General features: G+C 38.1%; 12 protein-coding genes. 8 read left to right on the top strand and 4 right to left on the bottom strand.

Going from position 1 to position 15,425, the window contains the following annotated elements:
- Positions 1-27 precede the first annotated feature (27 nt).
- Complete coding sequence (gene tatC, locus G7Y57_RS02815) at positions 28-900, bottom strand: twin-arginine translocase subunit TatC (RefSeq protein WP_165020650.1); 873 nt, start codon at positions 898-900, stop codon at positions 28-30.
- Between the two features lie 20 nt (positions 901-920).
- Complete coding sequence (locus G7Y57_RS02810) at positions 921-1,115, bottom strand: twin-arginine translocase TatA/TatE family subunit (protein ID WP_165020649.1); 195 nt, start codon at positions 1,113-1,115, stop codon at positions 921-923.
- Positions 1,116-1,678: 563 nt separating this feature from the next.
- On the opposite strand from G7Y57_RS02810, the gene G7Y57_RS02805 reads away from it, so the two are divergent.
- The 8 genes from G7Y57_RS02805 to G7Y57_RS02770 all read left to right on the top strand — a co-directional run bounded on the left by G7Y57_RS02805 (position 1,679) and on the right by G7Y57_RS02770 (position 13,350).
- Positions 1,679-2,167: a DoxX family membrane protein gene (locus G7Y57_RS02805; protein WP_165020648.1), complete on the top strand. Its 489-nt coding sequence runs from the start codon at positions 1,679-1,681 to the stop codon at positions 2,165-2,167.
- A gap of 24 nt (positions 2,168-2,191) precedes the next feature.
- Positions 2,192-3,901: a Gfo/Idh/MocA family protein gene (locus tag G7Y57_RS02800; RefSeq protein ID WP_165020647.1), complete on the top strand. Its 1,710-nt coding sequence runs from the start codon at positions 2,192-2,194 to the stop codon at positions 3,899-3,901.
- Between the two features lie 68 nt (positions 3,902-3,969).
- On the top strand, positions 3,970-5,439 hold the full coding sequence (locus tag G7Y57_RS02795; protein WP_165020646.1) for a Gfo/Idh/MocA family protein: 1,470 nt from the start codon (positions 3,970-3,972) through the stop codon (positions 5,437-5,439).
- A 35-nt stretch (positions 5,440-5,474) separates the two neighbouring features.
- Entirely contained in the window at positions 5,475-6,359 is an 885-nt protein-coding gene (locus G7Y57_RS02790; protein WP_165020645.1) for a DUF1080 domain-containing protein, read from the top strand.
- A gap of 103 nt (positions 6,360-6,462) precedes the next feature.
- Positions 6,463-7,356 (top strand): sugar phosphate isomerase/epimerase family protein, encoded by an 894-nt coding sequence (locus tag G7Y57_RS02785; RefSeq protein WP_165020644.1) that lies wholly within the window; start codon positions 6,463-6,465, stop codon positions 7,354-7,356.
- 156 nt (positions 7,357-7,512) lie between these two features.
- Complete coding sequence (locus G7Y57_RS02780) at positions 7,513-8,469, top strand: FAD:protein FMN transferase (RefSeq protein WP_165020643.1); 957 nt, start codon at positions 7,513-7,515, stop codon at positions 8,467-8,469.
- 85 nt (positions 8,470-8,554) lie between these two features.
- Positions 8,555-9,811 (top strand): Gfo/Idh/MocA family oxidoreductase, encoded by a 1,257-nt coding sequence (locus G7Y57_RS02775; protein WP_165020642.1) that lies wholly within the window; start codon positions 8,555-8,557, stop codon positions 9,809-9,811.
- A gap of 113 nt (positions 9,812-9,924) precedes the next feature.
- Positions 9,925-13,350, top strand: coding sequence for a DUF1080 domain-containing protein (locus tag G7Y57_RS02770; protein ID WP_165020641.1), 3,426 nt, complete (start codon positions 9,925-9,927; stop codon positions 13,348-13,350).
- A gap of 73 nt (positions 13,351-13,423) precedes the next feature.
- Here G7Y57_RS02770 and G7Y57_RS02765 read toward each other — a convergent pair whose 3' ends face one another.
- Together G7Y57_RS02765 and murA are read right to left on the bottom strand one after the other, a co-directional pair.
- On the bottom strand, positions 13,424-14,065 hold the full coding sequence (locus tag G7Y57_RS02765; RefSeq protein WP_165020640.1) for a DUF6891 domain-containing protein: 642 nt from the start codon (positions 14,063-14,065) through the stop codon (positions 13,424-13,426).
- Positions 14,066-14,120: 55 nt separating this feature from the next.
- Positions 14,121-15,425, bottom strand: coding sequence for a UDP-N-acetylglucosamine 1-carboxyvinyltransferase (gene murA / locus G7Y57_RS02760; RefSeq protein WP_165020639.1), 1,305 nt, complete (start codon positions 15,423-15,425; stop codon positions 14,121-14,123).

Genomic DNA, 15,425 nt, shown 5'->3' with positions numbered 1-15,425 from the left:
TTCTTTTTATTTAAGTCTAATGATGATTTATTTATCTTTTGAGTCCCCGAACTGAAACAAGTTGATTCCATCCTCGGTATCTTCGTCGCCATCTTCCTTGGGTGGTGCTGGTTTCACAAAGAAGGCGCTCAACTCGAAAAGGAAGTAGAGAGGGAAGAATACTACCGAAAGTGTAAATGGATCGCTCGATGGTGTTATAAAAGCAGCTCCAACCAATAACCCTACTATTGCATGACGGCGGTATTTCTTGAAGAAGGAACGGTTCAACAAGCCAAACTGAGACAACAACCACGATAATAGAGGCAACTCAAATACAATACCCATAATAAAAACGAGCATCAAAAAGTTATCCATATAAGAATCGAGGGATGTCTGATTGATAATATCCTCACTTAACTGGTAAGTGGATAAAAAACGCAGCGTCATCGGAAACACGAGAGAATATCCCACTGTGCAACCCAAGAAAAACATAAGTGTTCCAAATACAAATACCCATCGGATATTCTTCTTCTCATGCGCATACAATGCAGGACGGATAAAACGCCATATTTCAAAAACCAGATAAGGGAAAGCCAGAATAAGAGCTAACCAAAAAGAGGTACTCATGTGCCTGAAGAATTGCGACGCCAACTTATAATTAATAATGGTAACATGGAATGTATCATCACAAAAATCGGGAAGGAAAGATACCGAAGAAGTAATACTACAGAGGTATCTGTACAGAAAAAAGTCAGCTTTTGCCGGTGCCATTATTACATTATCATACAGATAAGGCATAAAAGCAAAACCTACAATTGCAAATATAAATAAAGCTGCTATCGATCTTAAAAGTGTCCACCTGAATGACTCTAAATGATCCCAAAAAGACATGCCGGTTCCTAGTTCTTCTTCCTCTTCCATATTATTATAAGGTGCTATTCTCAGTCTTTATTTGCTACTTTACCATTCACATCTTCTTCAAGGCCATTTATACCCTCCTTAAAACCCTTGATGCCTTTGCCGACACCCTTCATAAGTTCAGGAATTCTTTTTGCCCCGAATAGCAGTATTATAACAATAGCAATAATTATGATCTCACCTGTACCGAGATTCCCTAAGAACAATAATGTATTCATTTAATTTAAATTTAATGGCAACTATTTTTCAGATGCCTGTTAACAATATCATTAAGAACTCACAAATATAGTAAAAAATGATTCGTTATTAAATCCCGAATAAATAAATTTCCCTAAAAAAACAGAAGCTCAAAGATTGGTATTACAGAAATCAATTATTAAATAATTTTAACAATGAAGCTTTTACAAAATGCGTCACGAAAAACATCGAAATGCCATCAAAAAAGCACCAATAAAGAGAAGTAAATATATATAATTATTACAGATTAACTTGTTTTAAGAAATTTACTATAATATTATTCTTTTTATGTTTCAGTAATAATTAAAAAAAAATTACTTTTGAACTCGAAGAACTGTTTCGAGAAATAGTCTTTACAAATACAATAAAGTACGATTCAAAAAGAATTTTCAGAAGATACCATGAAACTAGCGAGTTTCCTTAATTTAAAGCACTAGAATGCAAGCTATTTTAACACTTGGTGATAAACAGAGCTTACATTAAGAATAGAATTAGTATCACTATGTGGTTCTTTTTTAATTAAATATTAATCTTAATATCAATAATGAGTAAACAAACATCTTATACTCGTCCCCAAACTTTCTGGCTGGTAGCTTTAAGAATGCTAATTGGTTGGCATTTTCTTTACGAGGGACTTGTGAAACTTCTCAATTCCAATTGGACTGCTTATCCTTATTTAATGGATTCTAAAGGATTGCTAGCAAGTTATTACCAAGACATTGCGAACAACCCAACGATATTATCAATTAGCAACTGCATTAATGTATACGCACTAATTCTGATTGGCTTAGGTCTCATTTTAGGCTGCTTATCACGCTACGCTTCTATTGGAGGAGTTATTTTATTAGTTCTTTATTATATATCACACGCACCATTTATCGGAGCAGAATATATGATGCCCTCAGAAGGTTCTTACTTATGGATAGACAAAAATATTATTGAGATATGTGCTCTGATGGTATTAGTGTTTTTTCCGACATCACAGATTATTGGTATCGACCGATACATCTGTAAAGCTCTTAACAAAAAATAAAAGAATAAAACGATTACATAAATTATGATACCTGAAGATAAAAATACATCTGAAGAAGAATTCATACCCAACGATAATACTTCGCCTGAAAAAAAAGATTCGGTCGAAAAGCAAGAACAAACACCATCTAAAGGCAGACGTGATGCTTTAAAAGCATTAGCTGGCGTACCCATTGTAGGAGCTATGGCCTACGGCTTGTTCAAAAAGAAAGGTCTGGAAGACGATAAAAAGAAACAAATAAGAGATATATTCAATACCAGCGGCGAAAATCCTATTGCTACAGCCACACAAGTAGATGGCCCTCAAATTAGAGTAGGTATAATTGGATTTGGTATTAGAGGTAAGCAATTATTAAGAGCAGCAGGATTTGCGCTTCCTGAGCATATAGATAAATTAAAAGAAGGCGCGAAAAAAGATTCTCGCGATACACGTTATAAAGACTATCTCGAACAAGATAACCTGAATATTGTAATCACAGGAGTCTGCGATATTTTCGATACTTACGGCGAAGAGGCTGTTTTGGCCGGAGCTAACATCAATAGAGAAGGTACAAACGGAAAGATGGGAACACCACCAAAACGTTACCTGAATTATAAAGAGTTATTAGCAGCAGACGATATAGATGCCGTAATTATAGCATCGCCCGATCACTGGCATTCTACCATGACAATAGATGCGGCTAAAGCCGGAAAACATGTTTATGTTGAAAAACCTCTGTCGTGGACTGTACCTGAAACATACGACGTTGTAACCGCCGTAAAAGAAACCGGAATTGTATTCCAGTTGGGACATCAAGGCCGTCAGGTAGACAGTCATCGTAAAGCAAAAGAAATAATAGACAACGGACTATTAGGAAGCATTTCTCTTATAGAAGTATGTACTAATAGAAACGATCCGAATGGAGCCTGGGTATATCCTATCCATGAAAAAGCCAATCCGAAGACTATCGACTGGAAACAATTCGAAGGTCCTCAAAACAGGATTGATGAATATATGTCCTATATGGGCAAAAATGGTCTGATGAAATATGTCGGACCCGAAGACAGAGTACAATTCAGTCTTGAACGCTTCTTCCGCTGGCGTTGTTGGTGGGATTATAGCACAGGATTGAGTGGCGACTTATTAACGCATGAGTACGACGCTGTAAATCAAATATTAGGAACAGGAATACCACATTCGGCAGCATCGTCGGGAGGTGTGTATTTCTTCAAAGACGGACGTACAGTTCCGGATGTTTTACAAACAGTATTCGAATTTCCTGACTTTAACTTTTCGATGCTTTATAGTGCTACACTTGCGAGCAACCGTCCTCGTGGAAAAGTTATAATGGGACATGATGCATGCATGGAGGTTGCAGATACGCTAACAGTGAAAGTAGATCCGGGTTCAACCAGATATAAAGATAAAATAGAATCAGGTCTTATCAAACCTGATGTTCCATTATATACCTACGTTCCGGGAAATAGCAGCGTCGATGCCATCACATCGGCTACAGAACTGTACTTCGCTCAACGTGGACTATTATATTCATATATAGGCGGAAAACGTTACGATACAACATTCCTTCACATCCGTGAATGGTTAGAGTGTATTCGCGACAGAAATAAAAAACCGTCATGCGGTATCAAGGAGGCTTTTGAGGAAGCTATTACTGCACATATGGGTACCAGAGCTTATCTTGAAGGCCGTACCATGTATTGGGATAAAGACAATCAAGAAATAGTAAGGGGTTAAAATTAAAAACTAATCATAATCCTTATAAATCTAAGAAACACATTTATTAATTAAAAAACAGCGAACTTATGTCATCAGAAATTTCAAGAAGAAAGTTTCTCCGCACAGGAGCAAAAGCTGCGTTAGGACTAGCAATAGTGCCTAATACGGTTCTAGGAAAGAATTTTGGACACGTTTCCCCGAGTGACAAACTTAACATTTTAGGTATTGGAGTCGGTGGCCGTGGTAACGGAGTTCTAAAAGGTCTGGAAAGCCAAAATATCATTGGTCTTGCAGACGTAGACTGGAAGTATAGTGCAGGTACATTTAAACATTTCCCTAATGCTAAAACCTTCTACGATTACAGAAAAATGTATGACGAGTTAGGTAAATCGGCAGATGCAGTTATGGTAGCTACAGCTGACCATACTCATGCGCTTATAGCAAGTGAAGCCATCACTATGGGAAAACACGTTTATTGTGAAAAACCACTTACTCACAGTGTATACGAATCTCGTCTATTAACAAAATTGGCTGACAAGCACAAGGTTGCTACTCAAATGGGTAACCAAGGATCGTCAGGCGAAGGTGTTCGTAAAGCTTGCGAATGGATATGGAACGGCGAAATAGGTGAAATAACTAAAGTAGAAGCTTTCACAGACCGTCCAATCTGGCCTCAAGGATTAAATGTTCCTGAAAGAAGTGAAAAACCAGCTAAGACTTTAGACTGGAATCTATTCTTAGGACCTGCTAAATATCGTGAATACAATCCAATCTATACTCCTTGGAACTGGCGTGGATGGTGGGACTTCGGAACAGGTGCACTAGGCGATATGGCTTGTCATATCCTTCACCCTGTATTCAAAGGTCTTAAATTAGGATATCCTACCAAAGTACAAGGTAGCTCAACTCTATTATTGACAGATTGTGCTCCTTCAGCACAAATGGTGAAATTAACTTTCCCTGCTCGCGAAAACATGCCTAAGGTAGCCATGCCTGAAGTAGAAGTTTTCTGGTATGACGGAGGTTTAATGCCAATGCGTCCGGAAGGAATGCCTGCTAACAAAAGCTTAAATGATGATGGTGGTGGCGTTATTTTCCACGGAACAAAAGATACTCTTATCTGCGGATGCTACGGTAAAGACCCTTGGTTATTATCTGGCCGCACTCCTTCAGCTCCTAAAGTATTGAGAGAAGTGAAAGAATCTCATCAAATGGACTGGGTACGTGCTTGTAAGGAAGATGCATCGAGCCGTGTACAAACCGCTTCTCCTTTCAGCGAAGCAGGTCCATTCAACGAAATGGTTGTAATGGGAGTTCTTGCTATCAGACTACAAGGTCTTAACCAAGAATTACATTGGGATGGTCCGAACATGAGGTTTACAAATATTCCTGATAATGCTATGATCAGAACTGTTATTAAAGATGGTTTTGAAATCAAAGACGGTCACCCGACATTTAATAAAACTTGGACTGATCCTGTTAATGCACAAGCATTTGCTCAAGAATTGATTAAGCACACATATCGTGATGGTTGGAAACTTCCTGACATGCCATAATTAATTAAACAGTTAATAATAAATTAAATAAAAAAATGAAGAAAATTGTATATTCTTTGAGCTGTCTGCTAGCTGTAGGTGCTTTATCTAGCTGTAGTGGATCAGCAAATAAAGCTGCAACAGATGCTGCCGCAAGTGATAGTTTAAAAACAGAAAAAATGGGACCTGAATACACAGTTGTTGAAAACGCAACAGTAGACATTTCCGCTTATCCAAAAGACAAAGATGGTTTTATCACTATCTTTGATGGTAAAACATTTAACGGATGGCGCGGTTACGGAAAAGATCATATGCCTAACAAATGGACTATAGACAATGGTGCTATCAAGTTTAGCGGTTCAGGCGGCGGAGAAGCTCAAGACAAAGAAGGTGGAGATATTATTTTCGCTCACAAATTCAAAAACTTCGAACTTGAATTAGAATGGAAAGTATCTAAAGGAGGAAACTCTGGTATCTTCTATCTAGCTCAAGAAATCCAAGCTAAAGATCCTAAAACAGGTGAGTTAAGAATGGAACCTATTTATATTTCTTCTCCTGAATTCCAAGTATTGGATAATGCAAATCATCCGGATGCTAAACTAGGAAAAGACAATAACAGAATGTCAGCTTCATTATACGACATGATTCCGGCTGTACCTCAAAACCAAAAACCTTTTGGTGAGTGGAACAAAGCTAAGATCATGGTTTATAAAGGAACTGTTGTTCATGGTCAAAATGGCGAGAATGTTGTTGAATACCACTTGTGGACTCCACAATGGACAGAAATGCTTCAAGCTAGCAAATTCAGCGAAGAAAAATGGCCATTGGCATTCGAATTGCTGAATAACTGTGGTGGTCCTGACAGACAAGGATATATCGGATTCCAAGATCATGGTGATGATGTATGGTTCCGTAACATCAAAGTTAAAGTTCTAGACTAAATTTCTCTAACGAGATATATTTAAAATAAAATCAAATCTATGGAGATTCCATAGATTTGATTTTTATAATTACAATGAAGTTTTCATTAAGATCTTCAATATCATGAAAAAAAGTTTATTATACATTGCTGCACTATTACTTATATCGTCAGCATGTTCTTCCAAACAAGATGCATCTGCATCTACTGAGCAAGCTAAAGAAAAAAAGGAAATAGCATTGCAACTTTATTCTTTGCGTGATGACATACAGAAAGATTATGCAGGAACAATAAAAAAAGCCGGCGAAATGGGATTCACTGCTGTAGAAGCAGCAGGATACGGCGACGGCAAGTTCTATGGCAAAACACCTCAAGAATTTAAAGCTGACATAGAAAATGCAGGAATGAAAGTTTTATCTTCTCATACAACAAAGTCATTGACCGAAAAAGAATTAGCGACTAAAGACTTTTCAGAATCGCTAAAATGGTGGGATACTTGTATAGAAGCTCATAAAGCAGCAGGCATGGAATACATAGTAGCTCCATGGATGGAAGTACCTAAAACAATTAAAGATCTACAAACATATTGTGAGTTTTACAATGAAATCGGTAAAAGATGTAAAGCACAAGGTATGAAATTCGGTTATCACAACCACGATCATGAGTTCAAGAAAGTAGAAGACCAAGTTATGTATGATTACATGATTGAGAATACTGATCCTGAGCTTGTATTTTTCGAAATGGATGTATACTGGGTAGTAAGAGGTTCTCAAAGCCCTGTTGACTATTTCAACAAATATCCGGGACGTTTCAAATTACTTCATATAAAAGACAATAAAGAACTTGGCCAAAGTGGAATGGTTGGTTTCGATGCTATCTTCAAAAATACTGATGCTGCAGGCACAGAGTATTTAGTAGTAGAAGTAGAGAAATACAACTTCACTCCGGCAGAAAGTGTAAAACTTAGTTTAGATTATCTACTAAACTGCCCACTTGTAAAAACAAGTTACAGAAAATAAAACTCGCGAAATAGCAAAGATAGCAGATTATATCTGCTTCTAGATTTTTCATTTATCTTTTCAAATCTCCTCTTGTGGTTAACAAGGGGAGATTTTTATTATACCAATTACATTTTTTCTTATCTTGTTATCCTTTTCCAATAAGCTATTCCCATTATGGATCTTATATTATCATATAACGGAAAATTCTATTCTAATATACGTGGCAAAGCCGAAGGCACTAGTTACAATATCATCTATCAAGATGACAGCGAACGCGATTTTCAGCCTGATATAGAAAACTTGCTGAGTGACTTCGAAAAATCATTATCGGTATATGACGAAACATCTATCATATCCTGTGTAAACAGAAATGAGGATATAGAAGTAGACAATTATTTCTCTACCGTTTTTAACAGGGCTAAAGAAATAAGTAAGCTGACAGACGGAACTTTCGACATTTCCGCTGAACCTCTGTTTCGTATATGGGGATTCAGTTTTAAAGAAAGAGCTCCTATCAACACTGACGAACTTATTGATGTGCAACAATATATAGGAATGGATAAAATTCGCATGGAAGATAAACGAATTATAAAGTCACATCCCAATATAGTTTTAAATGCAAACGCAATAGCAAAAGGATATTCAGCAGATATCGTAGCCGACTTTATCGAAGAAAGAGGTGTGAGTAATTATCTTATCGAGATAGGCGGCGAAATACGAGTGAGTGGCCTAAACACCAGTGGTGAAGCCTGGCGCATAGGGGTGGACAAACCATCTGACAATAATCTTATACCCGGTCAAGATTTACAACTAATTCTACAAATTTCGGATAGAGGAATTGCAACATCGGGCAATTACAGACAATTTTATATAGAAAACGGACAGAAAATACCACATACGATTGATCCTCGAACAGGTTATCCGGTGAAACATAACCTATTATCTACAACTGTGGTTGCCTGCGATGCTTTAACAGCAGACGCTTTTGCTACGGCTTTTTTGGTGGTGGGAATTGATGTAGCTAAACAATGGGTAGATACATTCCCTTTCCTTGATGCACTCTTTATCTATGACGAAGATGGAGAGTATAAAGTACACTATACTACAGGCATGGAAAAATACATTTTATAACATTTCAATAAGGGAAAAAATTTATTAATTTAAAATATTTTATTAACTTTACTCCTAACTAGTTAATCATTAAAATATCATACTTATGGAAACTAATCGAAGAGACTTCCTCAAATTAGTTGGAGGAATTGCAGTCTTCAGTATCGTACCACGTCATGTGCTTGGGAAAGGTTTTATAGCACCAAGCGATCAATTAACAAAAGGCATTATCGGCACCGGAGGCATGGGTCGAGGTCATGTAGATTACGCCGGCACTCGCCTAGTTGCAGTTTGCGATGTAGATAAAAAACATCTGGAATTGGGTAAACAATTGGTGAAAGATAATATTGCCGCCTACCATGATTTTCGTGATCTCATTCTAGATAAAAACGTAGATATTGTTCATATTGCAACTCCACCACACTGGCACGGAATTATGTCTGTCGAAGCAGCTAAAGCAGGTAAAGATATTTGGTGCGAGAAACCCATGACACGTACTATCGGAGAAGGTAAACGTGTGATGGAAGCTATGAAACAATACGGACGTATATTCCGACTAAATACATGGTTCCGTTTCGAAGATCAGTTTTATGGTCTTGGTACCCCTGTCAAACCATTAAAGAAATTAGTACAAAGTGGCATGCTCGGCTGGCCATTGAAAGTTACCATAAGTAAACATACAGGTTTCGACTGGAAATTCTATTGGGTAGGAAAAGACTATCTTGAGCCTCAACCTGTGCCCGAAGAACTCGACTACAATATGTGGTTAGGACCAGCTCCTTATAAGCCATACAATGCTCACCGTGTACACCAAACATTCCGGGGATATTGGGATTATGATGGAGGTGGCCTAGGTGATATGGGACAACATTACATAGACCCCGTGCAATACCTCTTAGGCAAAGATAATACCAGCCCTGTAAAAATAGAAGTAGATGCCCCTCAACAAGATCCCGATGCTGTTGGAACTTGGCGCTCCATAACATATACCTATGACGATGGATGCCAGATAGTACTATGGGGTGGAGATTACGGAGATCCCGACACTCCTTACATTGCAGGACCTGATGGCAATGTCTACAAGAATTTTGTATGTGATATTCCCAATTGGGAGCGAAAACTGGCTGACTTCGCTGAGCCTGATCCGCAAGAAACAGATTTTATAAAATGTGTACATACCCGCCAACCGTTTGCCCTCAACGAGCAAAATGGATTCCGTTCGTGTACTGTAGTTAATCTGGGAGCAGTAGCTTTACGATTGAATCGGACGCTACATTTCGACCCTGTGAAACTGGAATTTATAAATGACGAAGCCGCTAATCGTTTACTCGATCAACCAATGCGCGCGCCTTGGAGTATTTAAGGTCACAGACCTATTTATTGCCCATCCAAGTATAACTATGATTGGTAGATATTACTTTAATATGAGACAATAAATACATCCTTTTACTTAATATCATACAAAAGAAATACAACATGAAAAAAATATATTCATTTATAGGAACTCTTTTGCTTTGTGGCACTATGGCATTAGCTCAATCACCGGCTAACCGAACATCCAAAACCATTGTTGCAGATGTTTTAGCTCAAATGCCAGCCGAAGAACAAGCAAATTATAACAAATTAATTAAAGACCTTAGTACTACCGGAGAATCGGGAGTATTACAATTGGTCAGCATGATGCATGCCCCCGGAAAAGGTAGTAATGCACAAGTAGAATATGCCCTTAGCGGCTTGTCTCACTTTGTAATGGCTAAAGGAGAAGACAACTCTCGATCAATTGTAGCCAATGCCTATTTAAAAGCCTTAGATCAGGTTAGCGAGCGTAAAACAAAAGCATTTATCATTCGTCAACTAGAAGTAGTAGGCAAAGACGAAAGTATAGATAAGCTTGCATCTTATCTTACCGATAAATCACTAAGTGCTCCTGCGGCTCAAGCTCTTGCTACCATAAACAGTGAGAAATCGAAACAAGCATTATTCACGGCACTTAATACCAGCAGTGGAAAACCACAGATCGATATTGTGAATGCTTTAGCTTTCACCCAAACGACTCAAGCAGAATCAAAATTACTGACATTATTAGGTACAACTGATATTGACCTGAAAAAGGCAGTTTTGTATGCACTGGGCAGAACCGGAACGAAAGTTTCATTGAAAGCATTAGCTGACGAAGCTTCAAAAGCAGGATATACTATGGATAAAGGCAATGGTAACGATGCCTATATCGCACTTATCAAAAGAGTTCTATCACAAGGTGATGTAAAAGATGCAGAAAAGGCAGCAACTAATCTATTGAAAGATGCAACTAAAGCTGACAAAACCCAAACTCGTGATGCAGCTTTGTACATATTGCTATCTATTCAAAAAGAGAATGGAATAAAATTAGTTTTATCCGCACTGAAAGATCAGAATAAAGCTTATCGTAATGCCGCTCTGATGTATACTTCCGACTTTGCAAATCAGTCAATATACAACGAAATTGTAAAAGTAATAGCTAAAGTTAAAAACGATAACAAAGTAGATATCATAAATTGGTTAGGACGGGAGAGCAGATGCCCTGTTAAAAATGAAATGATCCGAAAGGCAAATGCAGTAGAAGTACTTCAAGGAGAATTATACAACAGTGATTTTCAAGCACAGGAAGCAGCTGCATGGTCATTAGTCAGAATCGGGAATAAATCATCAATACCCAACTTGACCAACCTATTAACAAATAGCAGTAAAGATGTAGTGCTTTTGGGTCAAGGAGCATTAGCAAGTTTCAATGGAGATATAAACCCTACTGTAGCTAGTGTAATCCCAACAGCACAAGATGCAGGAAAAATTGCAGCATTAGAGCTACTTGCTCTTCGCAACTCAACTCCAAATATGAGTATTGTACTCGAACAAACTAAATCAGAATCACCGGAAGTAAAAGTAGCAGCTTACAGTGCATTGAAATATGTTGTAACTGAAAAAGACCTTACAAGTTTATATACAATGCTGGAATCAGCAGATGCATCAACTATTGCACCCCTTCAGGAAGCTGTAATAAGTGCAGTTTCGTTCAGGCCTAAATCTCAACAACAAGCAGAAATCATCCGACAAATGCAAAAAGCAGGGGATAATAAAAAGCATCTTTATTATTCGGTTCTTGCCACCATCGGCGATGACTCTGTGTTAGATATACTTACAACAAGATTTAATAGTGGTAAGGGTGCAGCTAAAGATGCTGCGTTCGAAGCGCTTCTTCTTCGTAAGAATATAGAAACAGCCGATGTATTATATGCTATTTGCAAAGATACTACATCCTCTGCATATTTCGACCGCGCTCTCGAAGCTTATATCAAACTGGTATCTAATCCTGCATATACAGGAGAGAACCGCTTATTAAGCTTAAAGAAGGCTATGGAAATAGCAAAAACAGATACGCAAAAGAATGCTATCCTTGCACAGGTTGGACGCACCAATACATTTTTAGGTTTGATCTTTGCAGGCGAATATCTAGATCAAAAACCGGTACAACAACGAGCAGCTCATGCTGTAATGAATATTGCATTAGAAAATAAAGACTTCACGGGAAAAAATGTAGAAGCATTATTGAATAAAGTAATTGAAGTTCTTGACAATCCTGATGCACAATATCAAAGAGAAGCTATCCGCAAACATCTGGCAGAAATGTCCAAAGAAGAAGGATATGTATCTTTGTTTAATGGAAAAGATCTGACGGGATGGAAAGGGTTGGTCGAAAATCCGATCGCACGTGCGAAAATGAAACCCGCACAATTAGCCAAAGCACAAGAAAAGGCTGACGAGCAAATGCGTAAAGACTGGAAAGTAGAAAATGGTCTATTGATATTTGACGGAAAAGGATATGACAACATTTGTTCTCAAAAGCAATACGGAGATATTGAAATGTATATAGACTGGATGCTCGACCCTGCTGGACCCGAAGCTGATGCAGGTATCTACCTGCGTGGCACACCTCAAGTACAGATGTGGGACATAGCACGCACAAACGTTGGTGCAGAAGTAGGATCAGGAGGCTTGTACAACAACCAAAAGAATCCAAGCAAGCCATTGAAGGTGGCAGACAATAAACTGGGTGAATGGAATACATTATACATCAAAATGGTAGGCGATCGCGTAACAGTTAAACTGAATGGAGAACTTGTTACAGATAATATTATCCTCGAAAACTTCTGGGATCGTTCCCAACCGCTTCCTGCCATAGAACAACTTGAACTACAGGCACACGGCAGCAAGGTTTATTACAGAGATATCTATGTGAAGGAATTGGAACGTACCGAACCATTCAAACTATCGGCAGAAGAGCAGAAAGATGGCTATAAGATACTATTCGATGGAACTAATATGCATGAATGGACCGGCAACACAGTAGATTATACAATGGAAGATGGAACTATCTCATTAGATCCAAGTAAAACTTATGGTGGAAACTTATTTACGAAAGATGAATATGGAAACTTTATATTCCGTTTCGAGTTTCAACTAACACCGGGAGCTAATAATGGATTAGGCATCCGTACTCCTATGACCGGAGATGCTGCTTATGTAGGCATGGAATTACAAATACTGGATAATGATGATCCTATCTACAATGATCTTGAAGAATATCAATATCATGGTTCCGTATATGGTATTATGCCTGCCAAAAGAGGGTATTTGAAACCTGTTGGAGAATGGAACTATCAGGAAGTGATAGCTAATGGCGATCAAATCAAAATAACATTAAACGGAACGGTAATTCTAGATGGTAATTTGAAAGAAGCAACTAAAAATGGAACAGTCGATAAGAAAGAACATCCGGGCTTATTCAATAAGAAGGGGCATATCGGATTTCTGGGACATGGCTCGCCTGTTAAATTCAAAAATATTCGCATCAAAGAATTGAAATAAAGAAAAATACCAAATAAATAAAAAAGAGGATTTCTAGTAGAAATCCTCTTTTTTATTTGAAATATCTTTAGTTTTAATTGACCATCAAATCTAAAACTCTTTCATATCCCCATTTCTCTTCAACCTCTTCATCAGAAGTAAAATTATTTTGCCAATTAAAATCTTGTATAGCAATTCTTCGGGAAGCGGCACCATTCCATTCTACATTAAATCCGGCAGCTTTGAAAGCAGCAACGACTTTATTTCCAATGATAATGGCTTCTTTATCATTATTCTCTTTGGCACCATAAAAACCAATATTGAGAATACCTTCTTCTATTACCCGTTCCAGATCTTGTCCATGATAATAGCAATAACCGATTGGCTTAGTACCTGCATCTTCAATATCTTTCCATATATCTTGAGCATCATATACAGCATCAGCCGTATCATAACCTGCATTGTGCAATGCAACTATTTTTTCGCGACAAAGATTGTCGAATACTTCATGTAAACGTTCAGTATCTGTAGGGTGTTGCCACGATTTGCTAGCAACAACATTCTTTTCATACTCACGTTTAACGTTTTCATTCACCCATTCTTCTGAGATCTCACTCCCCCACCCTTCGTCTTCAACGGCTTCGAGTGTTTCAGCAATTATATCTTCCAGGGATAGAAATCCTGATTTTATACTAACTAGGAAATGATCGCGAAGATATTTCTCATTTTCTGTCATAGTCTAAAAATTTGAAAATGTTTATATGTTATAATAAATACAATAATTTTTAATCTTAATCTAAACGCATAATATTAGCACCAAGCTGATTGAGACGAACATCGATATTCTGATATCCTCTGTCTATTTGCTCCACATTATGAATAGTACTCTTACCATCAGCGCACATAGCTGCTATAAGCAATGCTATACCGGCACGAATGTCGGGCGATGTCATCATAGTAGCACGCATGGCTCGTTTGCCCATACCAATAACTGTTGCACGATGCGGATCGCAAAGAATAATCTGAGCACCCATATCTATCAGTTTATCTACAAAAAACAAGCGACTTTCAAACATCTTCTGATGTATCAGCACACTACCTCTTGCTTGTGTAGCTACAACCAGCAACACACTGATAAGGTCGGGAGTAAGCCCCGGCCATGGGGCATCTGCTATTGTAAGAATAGAACCATCTATAAATGTATCTATTACGTACTCATCTTGTGCCGGAATGAAGATATCATCACCACGTCTTTCCAATTGAATACCAAGTCGGCGGAAAGTATCGGGGATAATACCCAATTCGTCGTAAGCAGCATCTTTTATAGTCAGCTCAGAGCCTGTCATTGCAGCCATTCCGATAAAACTACCTATCTCAATCATATCAGGCAGAATACGGTGTTTCGCACCGGATAGTGTTTTTACTCCTTCGATACGCAATAAATTAGAGCCAACACCTGTAATCTTCGCCCCCATTTGATTCAACAACTTACTTAGTTGCTGAATATAGGGTTCACAAGCTGCATTGTAGATCGTAGTTTCTCCTTCTGCAAGAACAGAAGCCATCAATATATTTGCAGTACCTGTTACCGAAGCCTCATCAAGAAGCATATAGGTACCGACTAATCTATCAGCTGAAATATTGTATATCTGTGTTGCATCATCATAATCGAAATTCGCTCCAAGCTTTTGGATACCGATAAAGTGAGTATCCAATCGGCGGCGACCTATTTTATCACCACCCGGCTTAGGAAGTAAAGCACGACCAAATCGAGCTACAAGAGGGCCTATTATCATTACCGAACCACGTAAAGAAGCGCTCTTCTTCATAAATTCAGGACTTTGTAAATAGTCTATATCCACATTTTCTGCTTTGAACGACCAAGTCCCTTCATTTAGCCTTTTTGTTTCCACACCCATGTCGCTTAATAAAGCAATCAGGTTATTAACATCTAATATGTCAGGAATGTTTTCGATCACCACCTCTTCGGGTGTAAGTAAAACGGCACAGATAACCTGTAACGCTTCATTTTTTGCTCCCTGCGGGATTATTTCTCCATTGAGGCGACAACCTCCTTCTATAATAAACGATGCCAT

The organism is Dysgonomonas sp. ZJ279, from assembly GCF_011039205.1.
Lineage (GTDB): Bacteria > Bacteroidota > Bacteroidia > Bacteroidales > Dysgonomonadaceae > Dysgonomonas.
The sequence above is the reverse complement of the archived record's forward strand: the minus strand, read 5'-3'. Positions and strand labels throughout refer to the sequence as shown.